Below are 22,427 nucleotides of genomic sequence, written 5' to 3'. Positions count from 1 at the left end.
CGGCGGCCCGGGTACGGGTCTCGCCCGACGGCATCAGGTGCGTGTGGGTACGGAGCGTGCAGGCCGGGTCATGGTGGCCGCAGGGCGAACGTTGTCTGATGCGGCACTGGTTCACCTCTCCCCGAGTTGGCTCAGTAGCCGCCGTAGCCGCCCACCACGATGATGGCTACGCCGCCGTAGCCGTACCCGTTGTCGTAGCCGTAGCCGTAGCCGCTGTCGTAGCCGTACCCGTAGCCGTACCCGTTGTCGTAGCCGTAGCAGTCATCCCACCAGCCGCACCGGTCGTAGGAGTGGCTGGCCGAGGAGGTCGCGTGGGCAGGGGCGGCCGCAGCCGCTCCCGCGGCACCAACAGCGGCGCCACCAGCCAGCATCACGCCGGCGGCGGCTACAGCGAAGGAACGCTTGACATGAGGTGCTCGCATGAGTCTCCACCTTTCCTTCCGCCACCGAAGATCGAAGGCGGGTGGCCACAGCGCATGGCAGGACATACGGTGCGGTTCGCAGAGGTCACAGCTCCGAGAGGGAGCACGTCTCGCGGCTCATCGGTTCCGGTCCTTCCGGAATCTCGCCGCCCGGGCGTGCCCCGGTTGCGACTCTCACAAGAATCACGTTAGTAGCACATACCCTCTCCAGCATCTTGAGTAGAAGTCTACTCAATTCCGCAGGTCAGCGGTCTGCTGTCAGGCCCCGAGCCATGACGCCCCCTGACGCCGCGTCCGCCTTCGACGGTGACGCCCCAGAGCCCGCACCACCCGCATGGAGTATGGGCAGAGAAGTGGAGAGACAAGGCGTTCAGCGGTCGCGAACGGCCCGAGTGTGCGCGGGTGGAGCGCGACAGGCAGTGGGTGGATCGAACTTACAAGGCAGGTGTCTTCGCAATGCACGAGCGCCCTCCCCGGCCGTCCTTGGGCCGTGGAAGGGCGCTCGTCGGTGACCGACGCCGACAACTGCCGACAGCTCGGCAGCAGGTCGGATCGTTGATCGATCAGGCGGCCGCAGATCACGGCCGCCGATGATCAGTTGTGGCTGTGCAGAACCTCGTTCAGGCCGCCCCACACCGCGTTGTTCGGGCGGGCCTCGACGGCGCCGGTGACCGAGTTGCGGCGGAAGAGGATGTTCGAGGCGCCGGACAGGTCACGGGCCTTGACGATCTCGCCGTCGGGCATCGTGACGCGCGTACCGGCGGTGACGTAGAGACCGGCCTCGACGACGCACTCGTCGCCGAGGGCGATGCCGACGCCCGCCTCCGCGCCGACGAGGCAGCGCTCGCCGATCGTGATGCGGACGTTGCCGCCGCCGGAGAGCGTGCCCATGGTGGAGGCGCCGCCGCCGATGTCGGAGCCGTTGCCGACGACGACACCAGCGGAGATGCGGCCCTCGACCATCGATGTGCCGAGCGTGCCGGCGTTGAAGTTGACGAAGCCCTCGTGCATGACGGTGGTGCCCTCGGCGAGGTGCGCGCCGAGGCGCACGCGGTCGGCGTCGGCGATGCGGACGCCCTTCGGCGCCACGTAGTCCGTCATGCGGGGGAACTTGTCGATGGACGTCACGGCGAGGTGCAGGCCCTCGGCGCGGGCGTTGAGGCGGACCTTCTCGACGTCGTCGACGGCGACCGGGCCGAGCGTGGTCCAGGCGACGTTGGCGAGGAGGCCGAAGACGCCGTCCAGGTTCTGCCCGTGCGGCTTGACCAGCCGGTGGGACAGCAGGTGGAGGCGCAGGTAGGCGTCGTGCGCGTCGAGCGGCTTGTCGTCGAGCGAGGCGATGACCGTGCGCACGGCGACGGTCTCCACACCGCGGCGGGCGTCGGTGCCGATGGCCTTCGCGGCGCCCTCGCCGAGCAGTTCGGCGGCGCGCTCGGCGGAGAGCCGCTCGGTGCCGGCCGGGCCGGGCTCGTCCTGGAGGGACGGGGCGGGGAACCAGGTGTCGAGGACGGTGCCGTCGGCGGTGAGCGTGGCGAGGCCTGCGGCGACGGCGCCGGTGGTGCGCTGAGCGGTGGTGCTGGCGGGAGAGTCAGACATGGGTGAAACCTAACCGGAGGTGCGCCGCGGGGGCGAACCGGTACGGCCGGTGTCTCAGGTGCCGGGCGCGTCGCCTTCGCCCGACCGGTCGGCCGCGGGACCCTCCGCCTGGCCACCCGGGGCTCCGTCGATGACCCGCGCGAGCATGTCGCGCGCGTACTCCTCCTCGTAGACAGCGTCCGTGAGCAGCACCTGGAGGCAGATTCCGTCCATCAGGGCGACCAGCGCGCGGGCCGTGACCGGGTCCGTGTGACGCGCGAGTTCTTCGGCGACGTCCTCGCCCCACTCGGCGGCGACGGGCCGCAGCGCGGGCCTGCGCAGGGCGGCGAGATACAGCTCGTACTCGAGCTCGACGCCGGTGCGCTCACCGGCGAGCCACTCGCCGAGGACCGCGGCGAGCCCGGCCGCGAGCCGGGCGCGCGGCGCCTCGAAGACGGCGCTGCCGGCCAGGGCCTTCGCGAACCCCTCATTGGCCTGGCGCAGCGCGGCGACCAGCAGTTCGTCGAGGGTCTTGAAGTGGTACGTCGTCGAGCCGAGCGGCACATCGGCCTCGGCGGCGACACTGCGGTGGCTGAGCCCGCCGATGCCCTTCTCGCCCACCACGCGGATCGCGGCGTCGATGATGCGCTGCCGCCGTTCGGGGTCGTAGCGCCGCGCCATCAGTGGGCGCCGCCCAGGTTGAGCAGCACCACGCCGCCGATGACCAGGGCGATGCCCGCGAGCCGGGCCGCGGTCATCGCCTCGCCGAGGAAGAGCATGCCTATCCCGGCGATGACGGCCGTGCCGACGCCGGCCCAGATCGCGTACGCGGTCCCGACCTGCACGGTCTTCAGTGTCTGGGCGAGCAGCGCGAACGCGATCAGATAGCCGGAGACGGTGATCAGGGAGGGCCAGAGCCTGCTGAATCCCTCGCTGTACTTCATGGCGGTGGTGGCGGCCACTTCCGCCGCGATGGCGCCGGAGAGCAGTACGTATCCCATGTGTACGAATGTACGCAACCTTGTGTACGGGCGTACATAGCGCGGTCGGGCTATCGTGTCGCGATCACTGTGGGGGGCCACAGGGACGAACTACTCCCGGGAGTGCGGCGAGATGACGGACATGTGGGGACAGGGGCCGGGTCAGGGACCCGGATACGGACCGGGCGGCTACGGCTGGGGCGGTGCGTGGACCCCGCCGCCGCCCCCGCCGCAGCCGGGCGTCATCCCGCTCGCCCCGCTCGGCGTCGACCGGATACTCGGCGGCGCCTTCACCACGATGCGCCGCCACGCGAAGCCGCTGTTCGGCACCGTCCTCATCGTGTACGCGGTGCTCGCCGCGCTCATGGCGGGCGCGCTGGCACTCGCCTACGCGGCCGTCTCCGACGACGTACAGGCGCTCCTGGACCGGCACACCGAGTTCGAGTGGAGCCACGCGCGGCCGGTGTTGACCGCGTTCGGCGTGGTGTGGGCCGTCGGCATGCTGGCGCTCACGGTCGGCACCGCGTTCATCCAGTCCGCGTGCACCGTGGTGCTGCGCGAGGCGGTGCTCGGCCGTCCCGCACGCTTCGGGGCGGTGTGGCGGCGCGCCTGGTCCCGCACCCCTTCGGTGCTCGGCGTGGGCCTCCTGATGGGCCTGATCGCGCTGATCCCGGCGGGCCTGGCTGTGGCGTTCTTCGTGTCGATCTTCGTCATGCTCATCACGCAGTCGGTCGCGCCGGTCGGCATGCTGTTCCTGCTCCTGGCGGTGACCGCGCCGCTCGTGGTCTGGGTCTACACCCTGTTCCTGTTCGGTCCGGCGGCCGCCACGCTCGAGGAGGCGGGACCGATCCAGGCGCTGCGCCGCTCGGCGCGCCTGGTGCGGGGCGCCTGGTGGCGCACGTTCGGCATCTCGCTGCTGGCCGGCGTGATCATGATGGTGGTGTCGCTCGCGGTGCGGGTGCCGCTCGAGGTCGCGATGCCCGACGCGACTCCGCAGGCGTACCGGCCGGGCCAGAGCGCGTCCGACGTGTTCGAGGCGATGCTGCCGAAGCTGGGCTTCCTCATGGCCCTGTCCATGATCGCCAACCTGCTTGTACAGCTGGTGAGTTCGGTGTTCCTGCCGCTGGTCACCGCGCTGCTCTACATCGACCAGCGCATCCGTAGGGAGGGCCTCGCCCACACGCTGGAGCTCGCGTCCCGGTCGGACGCCTAGCCTCGGGCGGCTTCGGACCCGCTGCCCTCGGGGCAGGGCGAGGACGGCCCACGTGCCGTCCTCGCCCTGCCCACCGACTAGTCGGTGACGCCGAACAAGGCGGCCCTGGACTTCTTCCACTCCGGGTGCGTGAGGTCCTTGGCCTCGGTGCCGTCGCCGTAGAGGTCGGCGGAGCCGTTGTCGGTCAGCAGCTGCGCGCGGGCGCCGGACTGGGTCAGGTCGGGCACGCTCACCACGGCCTCCCAGCCGCCGGCGTCGCTGGTCGGCAGGTCCATCCGCTTGACCGGCGCGTGCCCGGCCACGCCGTCCCACTGGTACAGGGCGTACGGGTCGGAGTTGTCGTCGGCGGCCCAGCTGCCGGCCACGATCAGGTACTGGTTCGCGGCGTTCTTACGGATGTCGCGCACGGAGAGCCCGCCCAGGTCCAGCTCGACGGGCGTCCCGAACTCGGGCTTCGTGCCGCTCGCCACGACCTTGTCGAAGTTGGTGACGGGCACGATGAGCGCCCGGCCCCCGTCCTTCGGCGGCACGAGCGGCGCGCGGAACCCGATGTACGCGGTACTGGTCGACCCGGGCGCGAATTCGAGGCCCTCGACGTTGAACCCGTCGATCTGCTTGGGCACCTGCCCGGCCTCGGTGCCGGCGGCGAACCCGTAGCGGTCCCCGTTCGCCTCGTCCCAGGCGACCAGGTCGTCCCGCAGCTTCTGGTACGCCTTGCCGTACGACAGCTGCGTCGCGGCCCCGCTGCCGCTCACGGTGGTCGTGAAGACCGTGTTCCGGGGCGACTTGTACTCGCCGTCCTTGTTGTTGCCGAGGGAGCCGGTCCAGTAGACGGTGTCGCCGACGCGCGTGGCGCCCTCGATGTCGACCTCCTTGGACACGCCGAGCTGTGAGCTGAAGTCCCAGGTCTTCACGGGCGCGCCGGAGACCGAACCGCTGTACAGGCGCAGGACGTTGGACTCGTCGTCGGCGACCAGGACGTAACCGCCGCCCGCGTCGACGGCGGCGGACGCGTCACTGGAACCGGTGAAGTAGCGGGTGTCGGGGCCCTGTTGCACGGCGGCCGAGGCGGCGTAGTGAAGCGTCTTGGTGGCGGTCTTGCCGTCCACGCCGGTCACCTTGAGAGTGAGGTCGGTGTAGCCCCGGCCCTGCGCGGCGACGGACACCTGCCGGGTGGCGCCCGACCCGGTGACGGTGACGTTCCCCGTGCCGGCGACGGACGACTTGGTGCTCGCGGACGCGGCCACGGTCAGCGCCGACGCGTCGGCACCGCTCTGGCCGACGGTGACGGTCACGACCGGGTCGCCCGTGGCGCCGACCGCCCCTGAGACGTACGCGGCGGAGAGTGCGATCGTCGGAGTCCCGTAACTCGCGGCGCCAGCCGGGCTGTTGAGGCCCGCGAGGGCCAGCGTGAGCACTCCGCCCGTGACGGCGACGGCTCTGCGGCGGAACGGGGAAAGGGAGTGCTGCATGAGGGCCTCTCATCGGGGCGGGTGTCGACGAGAACCTTCGGTCACCCGGGCCAACGACGGGCGTACGCCCCGCGTCCTGGGGGCGAACAGCACACAGCACGGCCCCCCGTGCCGGGAGCACAGGGGGCCGTACAGGTATGGCAGACCGGGGAGGACCGGTCAGACGTTGAAGCCGAGCGCGCGCAGCTGCTCGCGGCCCTCGTCGGTGATCTTGTCCGGACCCCACGGCGGCATCCAGACCCAGTTGATCCGGAGCTCGTTCACGATGCCGTCGGTGGCCGACTTCGCCTGGTCCTCGATGACGTCGGTCAGCGGGCAGGCCGCGGACGTCAGCGTCATGTCGATCGTGGCGATGTTCGCGTCGTCGATGTGGATGCCGTAGATCAGGCCGAGGTTGACGACGTCGATGCCCAGCTCGGGGTCGACGACGTCGTAGAGGGCCTCGCGGACCTCTTCCTCGGACGCCGGCTTGGTGGTCACAGTCTCGCTCATGCCGTCTTCCTCTCCGCGCCGTCCAGCGCCTGGGCCGTCGCGTCCTTCCACGCCATCCAGCTCAGGAGGGCGCACTTCACACGGGCCGGGTACTTGGAGACACCGGCGAACGCGACCGCGTCCTCCAGCACCTCCTCCATCGCGTCGTCGGGCTCGATCCTGCCCCGCGACTGCATCAGCTCCAGGAAGGTCTCCTGGATCTTCTGCGCCTCGGCCAGGTCCTTGCCGACGAGCAGCTCGTTCAGAACAGAGGCCGAAGCCTGGCTGATCGAGCAGCCCTGGCCCTCGTACGAGACGTCACTGATCGTCGAGCCGTCGTACTTCACGCGCAGCGTGATCTCGTCGCCGCACGTCGGATTGACGTGGTGCACCTCGGCGTCGCCATCTCGCAGACCGCGCCCGTGCGGGTGCTTGTAGTGGTCCAGGATGACGTCCTGGTACATCGAATCCAGCTTCACGTTCCCAGCCAGCCCCTCAGCCGAAGAAGTTCCGTACGTGCTCCAGGCCGTCGATCAGCGCGTCGATCTCGCCGGGCGTGGAGTACAGATAGAACGACGCTCGCGTGGTCGCAGGAATTCCGTAGCGCAGGCAGACGGGGCGGGCGCAGTGGTGACCCACGCGGACCGCGATGCCTTCCTCGTCCAGGACCTGACCCACGTCGTGCGGGTGGATGTCACCGAGCGTGAACGAGATCGCGGCGCCGCGGTCCTCGGCCGTGGTCGGACCGATGATCCGCAGGTCCGGGACCTCGAGCAGCCGCTTCACCGCGTACTCGGTGATCGCGTGCTCATGCTGGGCGATCTTGTCCATGCCGATCGAAGTCAGATAGTCCACGGCCGCGCCGAGGCCGACGGCCTGGGCGATCGGGGGGGTACCCGCCTCGAACTTGTGCGGCGCCGGCGCGTACGTCGACGAGTGCATGGAGACGGTCTCGATCATCTCGCCACCGCCCAGGAAGGGCGGCAGGTCCTCGAGGAGCTCCTGGCGTCCCCACAGGACGCCGATGCCCGTCGGGCCGCACATCTTGTGGCCGGTGAAGGCCACGAAGTCGGCCTGCAGCGCCTGCACGTCGAGCACCATGTGCGGGGCGGCCTGGGACGCGTCGATGAGGACGAGGGCGCCGACCTCCTGGGCGCGGCGCACTATGGCCTCGACCGGGTTGAGGGTGCCCAGGATGTTCGAGACGAGGACGAAGGAGACGATCTTCGTCTTCTCGGTGATGATCTCGTCGATGTTGGAGAGGTCGAGGCGGCCGTCGTCGGTCAGCCCGAACCACCGCAGCTTCGCGCCGGTGCGCTGCGAGAGCAGCTGCCACGGCACGATGTTGGAGTGGTGCTCCATCTCCGTGATGACGATCTCGGTCTCGTGGTCCACGCGGTAGGGCTCGTCGGCCCAGCCCAGCATGTTCGCCACGAGGTTGAGCGACTCGGAGGCGTTCTTGGTGAAGATGACCTCGTCGCGGCTCGGCGCGTTGATGAAGGCCGCGACCTTGTCACGCGCACCTTCGTACAGCGCCGTGGCCTCCTCGGCGAGCACGTGCACGCCCCGGTGGACGTTGGCGTTGTGCTGTTCGTAGTACTCACTGAGCGCGTCGATGACCTGGCGCGGCGTCTGCGAGGTCGCCGCGTTGTCCAGGTACACGAGCTTCTTGCCGTCGTGAAGTACCCGGTCGAGGATCGGGAAGTCCTTGCGGATCGCCTCGGTGTCGAGGAGGCCCGGCAGCTGTGTCACGCGGATGCGCCGCCCTTCGTGTATGCCTCGTAGCCCTCGGCCTCGAGCTTGTCGGCGAGCTCGGGGCCGCCGGACTCGACGATCCTGCCCTGCGAGAAGACGTGGACGAAGTCCGGCTTGATGTAGCGCAGGATGCGCGTGTAGTGCGTGATCAGCAGGGTGCCGACCTCGCCGGTCTCGCGGACGCGGTTGACGCCCTCGGAGACCTGGCGCAGCGCGTCGACGTCGAGGCCGGAGTCGGTCTCGTCGAGGATCGCGATCTTCGGCTTGAGGAGCTCCATCTGGAGGATCTCGTGGCGCTTCTTCTCACCGCCGGAGAAGCCCTCGTTCACGTTGCGCTCGGCGAAGGCAGGGTCCATCTGGAGCTGCTCCATCGCGGTCTTGACCTCCTTGACCCACGTGCGCAGCTTGGGGGCCTCGCCGCGGATCGCGGTGGCCGAGGTGCGCAGGAAGTTGGAGACCGAGACGCCGGGGACCTCGACCGGGTACTGCATGGCGAGGAACATGCCGGCGCGGGCGCGCTCGTCGACGGACATCTCGAGGACGTCCTCGCCGTCGAGGGTGACGGTGCCCTGGGTGATCGTGTACTTGGGGTGACCCGCGATGGAGTAGGCGAGGGTCGACTTGCCGGAGCCGTTCGGGCCCATGATGGCGTGCGTCTCGCCCTGCTTCACGGTCAGGTCGACGCCCTTGAGGATCTCCTTGGTGGAGTTGTCGGCCTCGACGGTGACGTGCAGGTCCTTGATTTCAAGCGTTGCCATGGGTGCCTCAGGACTCCTGGAAGAGGGAGACGAGCACGTCGTCCCCTTCGATCTTTACGGGGTAAACGGGGACGGGGCGCGTCGCGGGAAGGCCGGACGGCTTGCCGGTGCGGAGGTCGAACGCGGAGCCGTGCAGCCAGCACTCGATCTGGCAGTCCTCCACCTCGCCCTCGGAGAGCGACACGTTCGCGTGCGAGCAGATGTCGTTGATCGCGAACACCTCGCCCTCGGTGTAGACGACCGAGATCGGCGTGCCGTCGAGTTCCACCCGCTTCGGGGTGTCCTCCTCCAGCTCGCTCAATCCGCAGGCCCGGGTGAACCGGGCACGGTCGAAGGCCATCAGACGGAAGCCTCCAGCTCGGCCTCGATCTTGGCGAGCAGGCGCTCCTGGACGTCCGGCAGACCGATCTGCTGGACGAGCTCGGCGAAGAAGCCGCGGACCACGAGGCGGCGGGCATCGTCGGCCGAGATGCCGCGCGAGCGCAGGTAGAAGAGCTGCTCGTCGTCGAAGCGGCCGGTCGCCGAGGCGTGGCCCGCGCCGACGATCTCGCCGGTCTCGATCTCCAGGTTCGGGACCGAGTCCACGCGGGCGCCGTCGGTCAGTACGAGGTTGCGGTTCAGCTCGTACGTGTCCGTGCCCTCGGCGGTCGCCTCGATGAGGACGTCGCCGATCCATACGGCGTGCGCGTCCTGGCCCTGGAGCGCGCCCTTGTAGGCGACGTTCGACTTGCAGTGCGGGGCTGCGTGGTCGACGAGGAGGCGGTGCTCCTGGTGCTGGCCGGCGTCGGTGAAGTACAGGCCGAGCAGCTCGGCCTCGCCGCCGGGGCCCGCGTAGTTCACGCGCGGGTGCAGCCGGACCAGGTCACCGCCGAAGGTGACGACGACGGACTTGAAGGAGGCGTCGCGGCCGACGAGCGCGTTGTGCTGCGCGACGTGGACGGCCTTCTCGTCCCAGTCCTGGACGGAGACGACGGTCAGCTTGGCGCCGTCGCCCAGGATGTAGTCGACGTTGGCGGCGAGCACCGCGTCACCGGTGTGGTCGATGACCACGACGGCCTCGGCGAACGCGCCGAGCTCGATGACCTGGTGCGCGAAGGCGGTGCCGCCCTCGCCGTGCACGGCGATACGGATGGGCTCGGTGAGCACCGTCTCCTTGGGGACGGACACGACCGAGGCCTTCTCGAAGGACGAGAACGCCTGGGCGGCGACCCGGTCCACCGGCTTGCCGGCCTTGCCGACGCGGGCGTCGTCGCGCCCGACGGTCTCCTGGGTGACGCCCGCGGGGGCGGTCACCTCGACGCGCAGGCCACCCTGGGCGACCGCCGTCCCGTCGTGCAGGCCGCGCAGCCGCTCGAGCGGCGTGAACCGCCACTCCTCCTCACGGCCGTGCGGGACGGGGAAGTCCGCGACGTCGTAGGACGGGGGCGCGCTCATGCGCGTGGCGACGGTCGACTCTGCGGCCACCGCGATCGAGCCGGCGGTCGTGGACCCCGCCGCCGGGATGTTCTGAGCCTCAGCCATGGCTGTCGTAGTGCTCTCTTTCTCAGTTCAAGACGTGTGCTGACGGACGGGCTTGCGGCGTTAGCCGACGGCGCCTTCCATCTGCAGCTCGATCAGCCGGTTGAGCTCGAGGGCGTACTCCATCGGCAGCTCCTTCGCGATCGGCTCGACGAAGCCGCGCACGATCATCGCCATCGCCTCGAACTCCGTCATGCCGCGGCTCATCAGGTAGAAGAGCTGGTCGTCGGAGACCTTGGAGACCGTCGCCTCGTGGCCCATGGACACGTCGTCCTCGCGGACGTCGACGTACGGGTACGTGTCGGAGCGGGAGATGGTGTCGACGAGCAGCGCGTCGCACAGCACGTTCGACTTGGAGCCTGCGGCACCCTCACCGATCTCGACCAGACCGCGGTACGAGGTACGGCCGCCGCCACGGGCCACCGACTTCGACACGATGTTGGAGGAGGTGTTGGGCGCCATGTGGACCATCTTGGACCCGGCGTCCTGGTGCTGCCCCTCGCCGGCGAAGGCGATGGACAGGGTCTCGCCCTTGGCGTGCTCGCCCATCAGGTAGACGGCCGGGTACTTCATGGTGACCTTGGAGCCGATGTTGCCGTCGATCCACTCCATGGTCGCGCCCTCGTACGCCACGGCGCGCTTGGTGACCAGGTTGTAGACGTTGTTCGACCAGTTCTGGATGGTCGTGTAACGGCAGCGGGCGCCCTTCTTCACGATGATCTCGACCACCGCGGAGTGCAGGGAGTCCGACTGGTAGATCGGCGCCGTGCAGCCCTCGACGTAGTGGACGTAGGCGTCCTCGTCGACGATGATCAGCGTCCGCTCGAACTGGCCCATGTTCTCCGTGTTGATACGGAAGTAGGCCTGGAGCGGGATCTCGACGTGTACGCCCTTGGGGACGTAGATGAAGGATCCGCCGGACCACACGGCCGTGTTCAGCGACGCGAACTTGTTGTCGCCGACCGGGATGACCGTGCCGAAGTACTCCTTGAAGAGCTCCGGGTGCTCCTTCAGGGCCGTGTCGGTGTCCAGGAAGATGACGCCCTGCTCCTCCAGGTCCTCGCGGATCTGGTGGTAGACGACCTCGGACTCGTACTGGGCCGCGACACCGGCGACGAGGCGCTGCTTCTCCGCCTCGGGGATGCCGAGCTTGTCGTACGTGTTCTTGATGTCCTCGGGCAGGTCCTCCCAGGACTGGGCCTGCTTCTCGGTGGACCGCACGAAGTACTTGATGTTGTCGAAGTCGATGCCCGACAGGTCCGAGCCCCAGTTCGGCATGGGCTTCTTGCCGAAGAGGCGCAGGCCCTTGAGGCGGAGCTTGGTCATCCACTCCGGCTCGGACTTCTTGGCCGAGATGTCGCGGACGACGTCCTCGTTGATGCCGCGCTTGGCAGAGGCACCGGCGGCGTCCGAGTCGGCCCAGCCGTATTCGTACTTGCCCAGACCCTCGAGCTCGGGGTGGGCAGTCTCCTCGATGGGGAGCGTCATGCGGGGTTCCTCCCGGCGGTGCTTGCAGATGCGTTTGTGTCGTTTTTTGGGGCGGTGGTCTTGGGTGCGATCTTCGGAATGAAGGTCGTACACACCCCGTCGCCGTGGGCGATGGTGGCCAGCCGCTGCACATGTGTGCCGAGCAGCTGGGAGAAGATCTCGGTCTCCGCCTCGCACAGCTGCGGGAACTGCTCGGCGACGTGTGCGACCGGGCAGTGGTGCTGACACAGCTGCTCGCCGACCGGTGCGCTTCGCGCCGTAGCAGCGTACCCGTCGGCGCTCAGGGCCTTGGCTAGGGCTTCCGTGCGCTCCTCGGGGGCGGCGGACTCGACGGCCGCCCGGTACGCACCGGCCTGCTCGGCGATCCTGGCGCGGGCGAAGGCGATGACGGCCTCCTCCCCGCCCTCGCGCTGCGCGATCCAGCGCAGGGCGTCGGCGGCGAGCTTGTCGTAGGACTGGTCGAAGGCGTCCCGGCCGCAGTCCGTCAGGGCGAACACCTTGGCGGGACGGCCGCGCGTACGGGCTCCGTAGATCTTCTGTTCACGTGCTTCGACGACCTCGTCGGCGGCCAGCGCGTCCAGGTGGCGGCGAACGGCGGCCTGGGTGAGACCGAGGCGTCCGGCCAGATCGGCGACGGTGGACGGGCCGTGATCCAGGATGGAGCGGGCGACCCGGTTGCGCGTCGAGCGCTCACCGGTCGCGATCTCCTCCTGCGGGGCTCCCTGGGGAGCCTCCTGAGCCTCGCCAACGTATTTCACAACGCCATTGTTGCGTAATTCCTCAAGGCCTGACAAGCGGGGCCCGGAACGATCTCCGGTGCGCTGCATCACTTAGGCATACCTAAGGTGACCTGCGGAAACGATCTTTGATCGATCAATTCGGTGGCTCCGCCGCACCCCTGCGGGGAGACTGCGAGCCATGCCCGTACCCCCTCCCACCGGCCCACTTGTCACACGAAGCACCCTCATCGCCGACCTGCGCGCACTCGGCGTCCGGCCCGGCGATACCCTCCTCCTGCACTCCTCCCTCAGCGCGCTCGGCTGGGTCTGCGGAGGCGCCGTTTCCGTGGTCCAGGGACTGCTCCACACGCTCGGTCCGGACGGGACACTCACCGTCCCCACGCACACCGGCGGCAACTCCGACCCCGCCCAGTGGCGCAGGCCTCCGGTACCCCAGGAGTGGTGGGCCGGGATCCGCGCGTCGATGCCCGCGTACGACCCGGCCGTCACGCCCAGTGAGGGCATGGGCGTGATCGCGGAGACCGCGCGCCGCTGGCCCGGGGCCCTGCGCAGTGCGCACCCCCAGACGTCGTTCGCGGCAGTCGGCCCGCAGGCCGCCTCGATCACGCACGGTCACGCCACCGACTGTTCACTCGGCGAGGACAGTCCGCTGGCCCGCCTGGAGGAACGCGACGCGCGCGTGCTCCTCCTCGGCACGAGGTTCGCCACCTGTACGTCCTTCCATCTCGCCGAGTACCGGATCCCCTCCCCGAGGAGGACTGTGATGGGCCGCGCGGTCCTCACCCCCGACGGGGGCCGGCGCTGGGAGACGGTGACCGAGATCGACATCAGCGGGGACGGGTTCGACGAACTCGGCGCGGCGCTCGAACGCGACGGCGGGGTCGTACGAGGCCGGGTGGGCGCGGCCGACGCCCGGCTCTTCCCCGTGGCCGACGCGGTCGCGTACGCCCAGGGGTGGCTGGCGAGACACCGGTCCTGAACACCATGGGCCCCGCCCGCCGGGGACGCGCGACGCGTCCCTAGACTTGGCGCTCATGCGAAGCGAGCCCGTCGTCCGGATCCAGAGTCTGGTCAAGCGGTACGGAACCAAGACCGCGGTCGACGGCCTCGATCTGGAGGCCTCGGCCGGCATCACCGCCGTCCTCGGCCCCAACGGCGCCGGAAAGACCACCACGATCGAGACATGCGAGGGCTACCGCCGGCCCGACGCGGGAACGGTCCGGGTCCTCGGCCTCGACCCCGTCGCCCAGTCCGGCGAACTGCGCCCCCGCCTCGGCGTGATGCTCCAGTCCGGCGGCGTCTACTCCGGCGCCCGCGCGGACGAGATGCTGCGCCATGTGGCGAAACTGCACGCGCATCCCCTGGACGTGGACGCCCTCATCGAGCGCCTCGGCCTCGGCAGCTGCGGCCGCACCACCTACCGCAGGCTCTCCGGCGGTCAGCAGCAGCGCCTCGCGCTCGCCATGGCCGTCGTCGGCCGCCCCGAGCTCGTCTTCCTGGACGAGCCGACCGCCGGCCTCGACCCGCAGGCACGCCGCGCGACCTGGGATCTCGTACGGGATCTGCGGTCCGACGGCGTCTCCGTCATCCTCACCACGCACCACATGGACGAGGCGGAGGAACTCTCCGACGACGTCGCGATCATCGACGCGGGCCGGGTCATCGCGCAGGGCTCCCCGGAGCAGCTGTGCCGCGGCGGCGCGGAGAACACGCTCCGCTTCATCGGCCGCCCCGGCCTCGACGTGGCCTCCCTCCTCAAGGCCCTGCCCGCCGACTCCGCCGCGGCCGAGCTCACCTCGGGCTCGTACCGGGTGAGCGGCAAGATCGACCCGCAGCTCCTGGCGACGGTCACCTCCTGGTGCGCCCAGCACGGTGTGATGCCGGACCGAATCTCCGTCGAGCGCCACACCCTCGAAGACGTATTCCTGGAACTGACCGGACGGGAGCTGCGCGGATGAGCACGGCCCAGCAAGGAACCACGCGGGTGAGCGCCGGCACATACACACCGAACCCGGGGGCCGCCCCGCTCTCCCGCATGATCGCGGCGCAGGCGGCACTCGAGACGAAGATGCTGCTGCGCAACGGTGAGCAGCTGCTGCTCACCGTCATCATCCCCACCCTGCTGCTCGTCCTGTTCAGCGCGGTCGACATCGTCGACACGGGCGACGGGAAGGCCGTGGACTTCCTGGCCCCGGGCATCCTCGCGCTCGCCGTGATGTCGACCGCGTTCACCGGCCAGGCCATCGCGACGGGCTTCGAGCGCCGTTACGGCGTGCTCAAGCTGCTCGCGTCCTCGCCGCTGCCGCGCTGGGCCCTGATGACCGCGAAGACGCTGTCCGTGCTGGTCACCGAGGTCCTCCAGGTGATCCTCGTGACGGTGATCGCCTTCGCGCTCGGCTGGTCGCCGCACGGCAACCCGCTCGCGGTACTGCTCCTGCTCGTCCTCGGCACGGCCGCGTTCTCCGGGCTCGGTCTGCTGATGGCGGGCACGCTCAAGGCAGAGGCGACACTGGCCGCCGCGAACCTGGTCTTCCTGCTCCTGCTCGTCGGCGGCGGCGTCATCGTGCCGCTCGACAAGTTCCCGGACGCGGCCCAGTCCGTCCTCGGCCTGCTCCCGATCTCGGCGCTCTCCGACGGGCTGCGGGACGTCCTCCAGCACGGCGCGGCGATGCCGTGGGGCGACCTCGGGATCCTCGCGGTCTGGGCGGTCCTCGGCCTGGGCGCCGCGGCGCGCTTCTTCCGCTGGGAGTAACGCGTACGGCACGTGCGGCGCGTCACAATCGTCCCGGATCGGCCCCCTCGTGAAGGCATGCACAAGCGGCGTCCTACGATGGGCTCCGTGCCAAACGTGACCCCGGCCGACGCCGCCCAAGCCGTGCGCAACCCGCTCGCCTTCATCGCCGAACGCTGGACCCCCGCTCAGCGGACGGTCCGGCGCGCCGCGCTCTCCGCCGTCGTCATGACGGTGGTCATCGTGGTCACTGGCGGCGCGGTGCGCCTGACCGGCTCGGGCCTCGGCTGCCCGACGTGGCCCAAGTGCACCGACCAGTCCCTCACCGCGACGAGCGAGATGGGCTTCCACGGAGCCATCGAGTTCGGCAACCGCATGCTGACGTACGTCCTGTGCGCCGCGGTCGGCTGGGCGATCATCGCCGCCCGTTCACAGAAGCCGTGGCGGCGCGGCCTGACCCGGCTCGGCTGGACCCAGTTCTGGCTCGTCATGGGCAACGCCGTCCTCGGCGGCATCGTCGTCCTCGTCGGCCTCAACCCGTACACGGTCGCGGCCCACTTCCTGCTGTCCACCGCGCTGATCGCGGTCGCCACGGTGATGTGGCAGCGCACCCGTGAGGGTGACGCCGAGCCGCGTCCCCTCGTCGGCAAGGCGGTACAGCAGCTCGTCTGGATCCTGACGGCGGCCACGGTGGCGCTGATCATGGTCGGCACGGTGGTGACGGGCTCGGGCCCGCACGCCGGCGACTCCAGCGACGTGGCGCGCATGCCGCTCGACTGGGAGACGATCAGCAAGGCGCACGCGGTCCTGGCCTGGATCGTGGTGACGCTGGCGTTCGCCCTGTGGTTCGTCCTCAAGGCGGTCGATGCCCCGAAGGGCCCCCTGCACCGCACCCGCGACCTGTTCCTCGTGCTGCTCGCGCAGGGCGTCATCGGCTACGTCCAGTACTTCACCGACCTGCCCGAGGTCCTCGTCGGCCTGCACATGCTGGGCTCGGCCCTGGTGTGGATCGCGGTCCTGCGGGTCCTGCTGTCGCTGCGGGAGCGCCCGCTGGGCACGGCGGAGGTCCCGGCCCAGGCGGACCCGGCCCTCTCCCGCGTCTGAACCGAACAGCCCGTGGACCGGGTCAGCCGCCCCGCGCGGCGCCCGTGCCGCTGAGGCCGTAGACCCGGTCGGCCGTCACCGAGCCGATCATCCCGGCGACCCGCTGCGCGTCCGCGAGGGACCACGCGCCGTCCGCGACCCAGCCGCCGAGCACCCGCCCGAGCGCCTCGCGGAACAGCCGCGCCCCCACCACATGCAGCTCCGGCAGCCCGTGCGCGCCGCTGGAGAACAGCAGCTTGCCGAACGGCGCGAGTTCGAGGATCTCCGCGAGTACGGCCGCCGCACGCGCCCCGGTACGGGCGAGCGCCGGGCCGAGGTCCGCGTACACGTGCGGGAAGATTCCGGCGAGGTGCGCCGCATGGCGGTGGTACGGGTAGCCGTGCAGCAGGATCAGGTCCGTGCCGAGTCCCGCCGTGGCGCGGGCGAAGTCGGTGAGCAGGACCGGGTCGGTGCGGTCGAGGCGCAGGCCGGGTTCGCCGAGGCCCGCGTGGAGTTGCAGCGGCCGGCCCGAGGCCACCGCGATCCACAGAAGGTGGCGCAGGAGCACGGGGTCGGTGAGGGGTCCGCCGACGCGGCGGGCGGCGAGCCAGCGCCCCGCGGCTCCCCGTACTTCGCCGGGTCCCGGCGGCTGTGGCGCGAGCGCGAGGCCGTGCCGTACGCCCGCCACGGAGGTGAACGCGACGGCGTTCGCGGCGGCGGCGTGCACGGACTCGGCGAGGTTGGCGAGGAACGACTCGACGGTGCCCGAGGTGTCGGCGACCTGCTCGGCGAGGAGTTCGAGGCGGACGATCTCGTGCGCGTCCGCGTCGCCGGCCGAGGCCATCTCGCGGGGCCCGGTGAGGTCGCCCGGCAGTCCCGTGTCGACCAGGTACGTGGTGATGCCGCTGCCCCGCAGCAGTCTGCGACCCGACTCCATGACGCCCAGTTCGCGGCGGCGCGCGAGGTAGCGGGCGGGTGGGCAGTGCGGTTCGAGGCCGAGGAGCGGCGGACACCAGCGGCGTACGGCGAAGCCGGTCTGGGTGTCGAAGAAGGTGGTACCGGGGGCGGGCGGGCGGTCGCCCCGGCCGAGATGGGCCTCGAACGTGCCGAGGCCGAGTTCCGTGCGCAGTACCCCGTGGCAGTACTGGTCCACGAGGGATGGCGTGTCGATCATCCGGGCTCCCGTAGATGGACCGTGCTTCTACGGTCCTAACGGGTGAAACCTGCGTCAGGTGTTGGTCTCGTACACCTGACGCATTGGACGGCCGGCTACTTGTTGCTCGGGCCGCCGACCTGGATGCCCGCCATGCGGGTCCACTCGTACGGTCCGGTCTTCACCTTGGCGGCCATTTCGCCGTCGAAGTCCTCGCGGACGGTGATCCCGGCCTTCTCGACGGCCTTGCGGGCGATGGCGTCGGAAGGTGCCACGAGGTTGCCCCAGCCGCCGTCCTCGCCGACGAGCGCGATGCGCGTGCCGCGCTCCCCGAGGTACGCGAGCTGCCCCTCGGCGCCGCCGTGCTGCTTGGCGAACGTCCCGATCTCCCGGGCGAGCCGGGCGGCCCTGCGCTCGTCCTTCGCCGCCTGCTTCGGGTCGTCAACCGCTTGAGTGTCTGCCATGAACAGGATGCTACTGAGAGGTAGATCAACTGGCGACGGGCGGGGGGCGTGGCCTTGGCCACTCCCCCCGCCCGTCGGAAAGGTTCCTGGGTGGGTCAGCGCAGGAAGGGGTCCACCGCGACCGCCACGAAGAGGATCGAGACGTAGGTGATCGACCAGTGGAACAGGCGCATCTCCTTGAGCTTCGCGCCCGCCACCTCGGCCTTGGCGCGGTTCTGCAGCCCGTGCGCCTCCCACAGCCAGAACCCGCCGGCCAGCAGGGCGACCGCGGTGTAGAACCAGCCGGTGTAGCCGAGCGGCGTCAGGAGCAGGGAGACGGCGACCATCACCCAGCTGTAGATGACGATCTGCTTCGCGACCACCTTGTTGGAGGCGATGACGGGCAGCATCGGCACGCCGACGCGCGCGTAGTCGTCCTTGACCTTCATGGACAGCGGCCAGTAGTGCGGCGGCGTCCAGAAGAACATGACGAGGAAGAGGATGACCGGGGCCCACGACATCGAGTTCGTGACCGCGGACCAGCCGATGAGGACCGGCAGGCAGCCGGCGATGCCGCCCCAGACGATGTTCTGCGAGGTGCGGCGCTTCAGGATCATCGTGTAGACGACCACATAGAAGAGGAGCGCGCCGAGCGAGAGCCAGGCGGACAGCCAGTTGACGGTCAGCCCGAACAGCAGTGTGGAGATGACCGCGAGGGCGATGCCGAAGGCGAGACACTCCCGGGGGCTGACCATCCCGGTGACCAGTGGACGCTGCGATGTGCGCTCCATGAGCGCGTCGATGTCACGGTCGATGTACATGTTCAGCGCGTTGGCGCCACCCGCGGAGAGGTAGCCGCCGAGGCAGGTGAGGAACACCAGCTTCAGGTCGGGCACACCCTGCTGTGCGAGGAACATGACCGGAACCGTGGTGATCAGCAGCAGTTCGATGATCCGTGGCTTGGTCAGCGCCACGAATGCTTTGAACCGGGCCCCGAACGGCCGTTGGCTCGGGCTGATGCTCGTCCCGAGTTGCCCCGCAGGACGGGATTCGACGGCCGTCACGCACACCCCTGACAGAGACTCCCAGCAAGCCCCCGGATGTGAAGTCCCGGTAAAGGCTCGCGCGTACCACGCCACTGTAGACGTTGCCTATACCTCGCTCTTCGCGGGGGTGGGTTCGTGTTTCGGGGCACCCCAGATGAGCGGTCGCGCATTCACTTGTCGGGCGGCGCGGATGCCTGTCAGGAGGCGGATTCCGGCACGGCCCGGCAGTCTGGATTGAGTCGAAAAAATGCGCGTACTCGCAGGGGTAGGCTCGACAACAGCCGGTGAGCCCATCATCACCGGCATTCGACATGTGGAGAGGAGCCCTGACCCAGGGTGAGCACCAAGCCGACCACCACAGACCTCCAGTGGACCGAGTTGGACCAGCGGGCCGTTGACACCGCTCGTGTCCTGGCCGCGGACGCCGTACAGAAGGTCGGTAACGGCCATCCGGGTACGGCGATGAGCCTGGCACCGGCCGCGTACACCCTCTTTCAGAAGGTGATGCGGCACGACCCGGCGGACGCCGACTGGGTCGGGCGCGACCGGTTCGTGCTGTCCGCGGGACACTCGTCCCTGACCCTTTACATCCAGCTGTACCTGGCCGGTTTCGGTCTGCAGCTCGATGACCTGAAGGCGTTCCGTACCTGGGGCAGCAAGACCCCGGGTCACCCGGAGTACGGGCACACGACGGGCGTCGAGACGACGACCGGGCCGCTCGGCCAGGGTGTCGCCAACGCCGTGGGCATGGCGATGGCCGCCCGCTTCGAGCGCGGACTGTTCGACCCCGAGGCGGCCGCCGGCACCTCCCCGTTCGACCACCACATCTTCGCGATCGCCGGCGACGGCTGCCTCCAGGAGGGCATCTCCTCGGAGGCGTCCTCGATGGCCGGTCACCAGAAGCTCGGCAATCTCGTCCTGCTGTGGGACGACAACCACATCTCGATCGAGGGTGACACGGAGACCGCGGTCTCCGAGGACACCATGAAGCGGTACGAGGCCTACGGCTGGCACGTGCAGCGCGTGGAGCCGAAGGAGAACGGCGACCTCGACCCCGAGGCCCTGTTCGCCGCGATCGAGGCCGCGAAGGCCGAGACGGAGCGTCCGTCCTTCATCGCGATGCGCTCGATCATCGCCTGGCCCGCGCCGAACGCGCAGAACACCGAGGCCGCGCACGGCTCGGCGCTCGGCGACGACGAGGTCGCGGCCACCAAGCGCGTGCTCGGCTTCGACCCGGAGAAGTCGTTCGAGGTCGCCGACGAGGTCATCGCGCACACGCGTGAGGCCCTGGACCGCGGTCGCGAGGCGAAGGCCGAGTGGGAGAAGTCGTTCGCCGCCTGGCGCACGGCCAACCCGCAGCGTGCCGCCGAGTACGACCGCATCGAGGCGACCGACCTGCCCGAGGGCTGGGAGTCGCACCTGCCGACCTTCGAGACCGGCAAGGGTGTCGCGACCCGCGCCGCGTCCGGCAAGGTCCTCCAGGCGCTCGGCCCGGTCATCCCCGAGCTGTGGGGCGGCTCCGCCGACCTGGCGGGCTCGAACAACACGACGATCGACAAGACGTCGTCGTTCCTGCCGCGGACAACCCGCTGCCGGAGGCCGACCCGTACGGCCGCACGATCCACTTCGGCATCCGCGAGCACTCGATGGCCGCCGAGATGAACGGCATCGCGCTGCACGGCAACACCCGCATCTACGGCGGCACCTTCCTCGTGTTCTCCGACTACATGCGCAACTCGGTCCGCCTGTCGGCCCTGATGCACCTGCCGGTCACGTACGTGTGGACGCACGACTCGATCGGCCTGGGCGAGGACGGTCCGACGCACCAGCCGGTCGAGCACCTGGCGGCGCTGCGCGCGATCCCCGGTCTGAACGTCGTCCGCCCCGCGGACGCCAACGAGACCGTGATCGCCTGGCGCGAGATCCTCAAGCGGTACACGAAGGTGTTCGGCAAGGGCGCTCCGCACGGCCTCGTGCTGACCCGTCAGGGCGTGCCCACGTACGAGGCGAACGAGGACGCGGCCAAGGGTGGTTACGTCCTGCTCGACGCCGAGGGCGGCCGGCCGCAGGTGATCCTCATCGGTACCGGTTCCGAGGTGCAGCTCGCCGTCGAGGCGCGTGAGCAGCTTCAGGCCGCGGGGATCCCGACGCGGGTCGTGTCCATGCCGTCGGTGGAGTGGTTCGACGAGCAGGACCAGGGGTACAAGGACTCGGTCCTGCCGCCGTCGGTCAAGGCGCGCGTCGCGGTCGAGGCCGGTATCGGTCTGACGTGGCACCGCTTCGTCGGTGACGCCGGTCGGATTGTTTCGCTGGAGCACTTCGGTGCCTCCGCCGACGGCAAGGTCCTCTTCCGGGAGTTCGGCTTCACTGGTGACGCCGTGGCCGCGGCCGCCCGGGAATCCCTCGCCGCAGCCCAGCGCTGACGCTCATATACGACACGTAGGAGATGCATTTTCCATGACAGACGCACTGAAGCGCCTCTCCGAAGAGGGCGTCGCGATCTGGCTGGACGACCTGTCGCGCAAGCGGATCACCTCCGGCAACCTTGCCGAGCTGATCGACCAGCAGCACGTCGTGGGCGTCACGACCAACCCGTCGATCTTCCAGAAGGCGATCTCGCACGGTGACGGTTACGAGCAGCAGCTCGCCGACCTCGCCACCCGCAAGGTCACCGTCGACGAGGCCATCCGCATGATCACGACGGCGGACGTCCGTGACGCCGCCGATATCCTGCGTCCGGTCTTCGACGCGACCGAGGGCCAGGACGGCCGCGTGTCGATCGAGGTCGACCCGCGCCTGGCCCACAACACGGCGGCCACCGTCGCCGAGGCCAAGCAGCTGGCCTGGCTGGTGGACCGCCCCAACACGCTCATCAAGATCCCGGCGACGAAGGCGGGCCTGCCCGCGATCACCGAGGTCATCGGTAAGGGCATCAGCGTGAACGTGACGCTGATCTTCTCGCTGAAGCGCTACCGCGAGGTCATGGACGCGTACCTGGCGGGTCTGGAGAAGGCGAAGGCCGCGGGCCTGGACCTCTCCAAGATCTACTCGGTGGCGTCCTTCTTCGTCTCCCGCGTGGACTCGGAGATCGACAAGCGCCTGGACGCCCTCGGTACCGACGAGGCCAAGGCGCTCAAGGGCAAGGCCGCGCTGGCCAACGCCCGTCTCGCCTACGAGGCGTTCGAGGAGGTCTTCTCCTCCGACCGCTGGGCCGCGCTCGACAAGGCGCAGGCCAACAAGCAGCGCCCCCTGTGGGCGTCGACCGGCGTGAAGGACCCTGCGTACAAGGACACCCTGTACGTCGTGGACCTGGTCGCGCCCGGCACCGTCAACACCATGCCGGAGGCCACGCTCGACGCGACCGCCGACCATGGTGAGATCACCGGCAACACGATCGCCGGGACGTACGACCAGTCCCGCACGGTGATCGCGGCTATCGAGAAGCTCGGCATCTCGTACGACGACGTCGTGCAGGTGCTCGAGGACGAGGGCGTCGACAAGTTCGAGGCGTCCTGGAACGACCTGCTCAAGTCGACCGAGGCGGAGCTCCAGCGCCTCGCCCCTTCGGAGGGCTGAGAT

At 69.7% G+C, this 22,427-nt stretch carries 22 protein-coding genes and 1 pseudogene; 7 read left to right on the top strand and 16 right to left on the bottom strand.

Annotation, left to right across the window (positions count from 1 at the left end; genetic code table 11):
• Window positions 1–131: 131 nt before the first annotated feature.
• From OG456_RS27865 to OG456_RS27850, 4 genes are all read right to left on the bottom strand, one after another.
• The gene (locus OG456_RS27865; RefSeq protein WP_266565623.1) at window positions 132–422 is read right to left on the bottom strand and encodes a hypothetical protein; all 291 of its coding nucleotides are present in this window, start codon (window positions 420–422) and stop codon (window positions 132–134) included.
• Window positions 423–1,016: 594 nt separating this feature from the next.
• Window positions 1,017–2,018, bottom strand: a complete 1,002-nt coding sequence (gene dapD / locus OG456_RS27860) for a 2,3,4,5-tetrahydropyridine-2,6-dicarboxylate N-succinyltransferase (protein WP_266565621.1) — start codon at window positions 2,016–2,018, stop codon at window positions 1,017–1,019.
• Window positions 2,019–2,072: 54 nt separating this feature from the next.
• Complete coding sequence (locus tag OG456_RS27855; RefSeq protein ID WP_266565619.1) at window positions 2,073–2,678, bottom strand: TetR/AcrR family transcriptional regulator; 606 nt, start codon at window positions 2,676–2,678, stop codon at window positions 2,073–2,075.
• Entirely contained in the window at window positions 2,678–2,998 is a 321-nt protein-coding gene (locus tag OG456_RS27850) for a multidrug efflux SMR transporter (protein WP_116502752.1), read from the bottom strand. The genes OG456_RS27855 and OG456_RS27850 overlap by 1 nt, the downstream gene beginning before the upstream one ends.
• Window positions 2,999–3,110: 112 nt before the next feature.
• Between OG456_RS27850 and OG456_RS27845 the strand changes: the two genes are divergently transcribed.
• Window positions 3,111–4,190: an oxidoreductase gene (locus OG456_RS27845; RefSeq protein ID WP_266565616.1), complete on the top strand. Its 1,080-nt coding sequence runs from the start codon at window positions 3,111–3,113 to the stop codon at window positions 4,188–4,190.
• A 77-nt stretch (window positions 4,191–4,267) separates the two neighbouring features.
• Here the strand turns inward: OG456_RS27845 and OG456_RS27840 are convergent, their stop codons facing one another.
• From OG456_RS27840 to OG456_RS27800, 9 genes are all read right to left on the bottom strand, one after another.
• Window positions 4,268–5,662 (bottom strand): hypothetical protein, encoded by a 1,395-nt coding sequence (locus OG456_RS27840; protein ID WP_266565614.1) that lies wholly within the window; start codon window positions 5,660–5,662, stop codon window positions 4,268–4,270.
• 159 nt (window positions 5,663–5,821) lie between these two features.
• Complete coding sequence (locus OG456_RS27835; protein WP_100592412.1) at window positions 5,822–6,154, bottom strand: metal-sulfur cluster assembly factor; 333 nt, start codon at window positions 6,152–6,154, stop codon at window positions 5,822–5,824.
• Complete coding sequence (gene sufU, locus OG456_RS27830; RefSeq protein WP_100592411.1) at window positions 6,151–6,612, bottom strand: Fe-S cluster assembly sulfur transfer protein SufU; 462 nt, start codon at window positions 6,610–6,612, stop codon at window positions 6,151–6,153. The genes OG456_RS27835 and sufU overlap by 4 nt, the downstream gene beginning before the upstream one ends.
• Window positions 6,613–6,628: 16 nt before the next feature.
• Window positions 6,629–7,885 carry a cysteine desulfurase gene (locus OG456_RS27825; RefSeq protein ID WP_266565611.1) on the bottom strand — a complete coding sequence of 419 codons (1,257 nt, stop codon included), beginning with the start codon at window positions 7,883–7,885 and terminating at the stop codon, window positions 6,629–6,631.
• A complete protein-coding gene (gene sufC / locus OG456_RS27820; protein WP_100592409.1) occupies window positions 7,882–8,646 on the bottom strand; it encodes a Fe-S cluster assembly ATPase SufC in 765 nt (254 codons plus the stop codon). The genes OG456_RS27825 and sufC overlap by 4 nt, the downstream gene beginning before the upstream one ends.
• A 7-nt stretch (window positions 8,647–8,653) precedes the next feature.
• A complete protein-coding gene (locus tag OG456_RS27815; RefSeq protein WP_266565609.1) occupies window positions 8,654–8,986 on the bottom strand; it encodes a non-heme iron oxygenase ferredoxin subunit in 333 nt (110 codons plus the stop codon).
• Window positions 8,986–10,167 carry a Fe-S cluster assembly protein SufD gene (gene sufD / locus OG456_RS27810; RefSeq protein WP_266565607.1) on the bottom strand — a complete coding sequence of 394 codons (1,182 nt, stop codon included), beginning with the start codon at window positions 10,165–10,167 and terminating at the stop codon, window positions 8,986–8,988. Before sufD ends, OG456_RS27815 begins: the two co-directional genes overlap by 1 nt.
• 60 nt (window positions 10,168–10,227) lie before the next feature.
• Complete coding sequence (sufB, locus tag OG456_RS27805; RefSeq protein ID WP_266565605.1) at window positions 10,228–11,652, bottom strand: Fe-S cluster assembly protein SufB; 1,425 nt, start codon at window positions 11,650–11,652, stop codon at window positions 10,228–10,230.
• Complete coding sequence (locus tag OG456_RS27800; protein WP_266565603.1) at window positions 11,649–12,410, bottom strand: metalloregulator ArsR/SmtB family transcription factor; 762 nt, start codon at window positions 12,408–12,410, stop codon at window positions 11,649–11,651. Before OG456_RS27800 ends, sufB begins: the two co-directional genes overlap by 4 nt.
• Window positions 12,411–12,570: 160 nt before the next feature.
• Between OG456_RS27800 and OG456_RS27795 the strand changes: the two genes are divergently transcribed.
• The 4 genes from OG456_RS27795 to OG456_RS27780 all read left to right on the top strand — a co-directional run bounded on the left by OG456_RS27795 (window position 12,571) and on the right by OG456_RS27780 (window position 16,227).
• A complete protein-coding gene (locus OG456_RS27795; RefSeq protein ID WP_266565601.1) occupies window positions 12,571–13,371 on the top strand; it encodes an aminoglycoside N(3)-acetyltransferase in 801 nt (266 codons plus the stop codon).
• A gap of 55 nt (window positions 13,372–13,426) precedes the next feature.
• Entirely contained in the window at window positions 13,427–14,350 is a 924-nt protein-coding gene (locus OG456_RS27790) for an ABC transporter ATP-binding protein (RefSeq protein ID WP_266565599.1), read from the top strand.
• Between the two features lie 26 nt (window positions 14,351–14,376).
• On the top strand, window positions 14,377–15,144 hold the full coding sequence (locus OG456_RS27785) for an ABC transporter permease (RefSeq protein ID WP_266565597.1): 768 nt from the start codon (window positions 14,377–14,379) through the stop codon (window positions 15,142–15,144).
• 78 nt (window positions 15,145–15,222) lie between these two features.
• The gene (locus OG456_RS27780) at window positions 15,223–16,227 is read left to right on the top strand and encodes a heme A synthase (RefSeq protein WP_266565595.1); all 1,005 of its coding nucleotides are present in this window, start codon (window positions 15,223–15,225) and stop codon (window positions 16,225–16,227) included.
• A 22-nt stretch (window positions 16,228–16,249) separates the two neighbouring features.
• On the opposite strand, the gene OG456_RS27775 is transcribed toward OG456_RS27780, so the two are convergent.
• The 3 genes from OG456_RS27775 to OG456_RS27765 form a co-directional block, all read right to left on the bottom strand.
• Window positions 16,250–17,380: an amidohydrolase family protein gene (locus OG456_RS27775; RefSeq protein ID WP_266565593.1), complete on the bottom strand. Its 1,131-nt coding sequence runs from the start codon at window positions 17,378–17,380 to the stop codon at window positions 16,250–16,252.
• A 95-nt stretch (window positions 17,381–17,475) separates the two neighbouring features.
• Entirely contained in the window at window positions 17,476–17,823 is a 348-nt protein-coding gene (locus tag OG456_RS27770; protein ID WP_266565591.1) for a hypothetical protein, read from the bottom strand.
• A 95-nt stretch (window positions 17,824–17,918) separates the two neighbouring features.
• Window positions 17,919–18,872, bottom strand: coding sequence for a heme o synthase (locus OG456_RS27765; RefSeq protein WP_266565589.1), 954 nt, complete (start codon window positions 18,870–18,872; stop codon window positions 17,919–17,921).
• A 312-nt stretch (window positions 18,873–19,184) separates the two neighbouring features.
• On the opposite strand from OG456_RS27765, the pseudogene tkt reads away from it, so the two are divergent.
• Both tkt and tal read left to right on the top strand, forming a co-directional pair.
• A pseudogene (gene tkt, locus OG456_RS27760) lies at window positions 19,185–21,271 on the top strand (transketolase).
• Window positions 21,272–21,305: 34 nt separating this feature from the next.
• A complete protein-coding gene (gene tal / locus OG456_RS27755; RefSeq protein WP_266565587.1) occupies window positions 21,306–22,424 on the top strand; it encodes a transaldolase in 1,119 nt (372 codons plus the stop codon).
• Window positions 22,425–22,427 lie beyond the last annotated feature (3 nt).

The sequence above is a fragment of the Streptomyces sp. NBC_01446 genome, from assembly GCF_026340095.1.
GTDB lineage: Bacteria > Actinomycetota > Actinomycetes > Streptomycetales > Streptomycetaceae > Streptomyces > Streptomyces aureus.
Note: the sequence above shows the minus strand (reverse complement) of the source record. Positions and strands in the feature narration are given on the sequence as shown.

Excerpts from the sequence above, each read along its gene's own strand:
- OG456_RS27865 (WP_266565623.1), bottom strand. The coding sequence starts at position 422 with ATGCGAGCACCTCATGTCAAGCGTTCCTTCGCTGTAGCCGCCGCCGGC.
- dapD (WP_266565621.1), bottom strand. The coding sequence starts at position 2,018 with ATGTCTGACTCTCCCGCCAGCACCACCGCTCAGCGCACCACCGGCGCC.
- OG456_RS27855 (WP_266565619.1), bottom strand. The coding sequence starts at position 2,678 with ATGGCGCGGCGCTACGACCCCGAACGGCGGCAGCGCATCATCGACGCC.
- OG456_RS27850 (WP_116502752.1), bottom strand. The coding sequence starts at position 2,998 with ATGGGATACGTACTGCTCTCCGGCGCCATCGCGGCGGAAGTGGCCGCC.
- OG456_RS27845 (WP_266565616.1), top strand. The coding sequence starts at position 3,111 with ATGACGGACATGTGGGGACAGGGGCCGGGTCAGGGACCCGGATACGGA.
- OG456_RS27840 (WP_266565614.1), bottom strand. The coding sequence starts at position 5,662 with ATGCAGCACTCCCTTTCCCCGTTCCGCCGCAGAGCCGTCGCCGTCACG.
- OG456_RS27835 (WP_100592412.1), bottom strand. The coding sequence starts at position 6,154 with ATGAGCGAGACTGTGACCACCAAGCCGGCGTCCGAGGAAGAGGTCCGC.
- sufC (WP_100592409.1), bottom strand. The coding sequence starts at position 8,646 with ATGGCAACGCTTGAAATCAAGGACCTGCACGTCACCGTCGAGGCCGAC.
- OG456_RS27815 (WP_266565609.1), bottom strand. The coding sequence starts at position 8,986 with ATGGCCTTCGACCGTGCCCGGTTCACCCGGGCCTGCGGATTGAGCGAG.
- sufD (WP_266565607.1), bottom strand. The coding sequence starts at position 10,167 with ATGGCTGAGGCTCAGAACATCCCGGCGGCGGGGTCCACGACCGCCGGC.
- sufB (WP_266565605.1), bottom strand. The coding sequence starts at position 11,652 with ATGACGCTCCCCATCGAGGAGACTGCCCACCCCGAGCTCGAGGGTCTG.
- OG456_RS27795 (WP_266565601.1), top strand. The coding sequence starts at position 12,571 with ATGCCCGTACCCCCTCCCACCGGCCCACTTGTCACACGAAGCACCCTC.
- OG456_RS27790 (WP_266565599.1), top strand. The coding sequence starts at position 13,427 with ATGCGAAGCGAGCCCGTCGTCCGGATCCAGAGTCTGGTCAAGCGGTAC.
- OG456_RS27780 (WP_266565595.1), top strand. The coding sequence starts at position 15,223 with ATGGGCTCCGTGCCAAACGTGACCCCGGCCGACGCCGCCCAAGCCGTG.
- OG456_RS27775 (WP_266565593.1), bottom strand. The coding sequence starts at position 17,380 with ATGATCGACACGCCATCCCTCGTGGACCAGTACTGCCACGGGGTACTG.
- OG456_RS27770 (WP_266565591.1), bottom strand. The coding sequence starts at position 17,823 with ATGGCAGACACTCAAGCGGTTGACGACCCGAAGCAGGCGGCGAAGGAC.
- tal (WP_266565587.1), top strand. The coding sequence starts at position 21,306 with ATGACAGACGCACTGAAGCGCCTCTCCGAAGAGGGCGTCGCGATCTGG.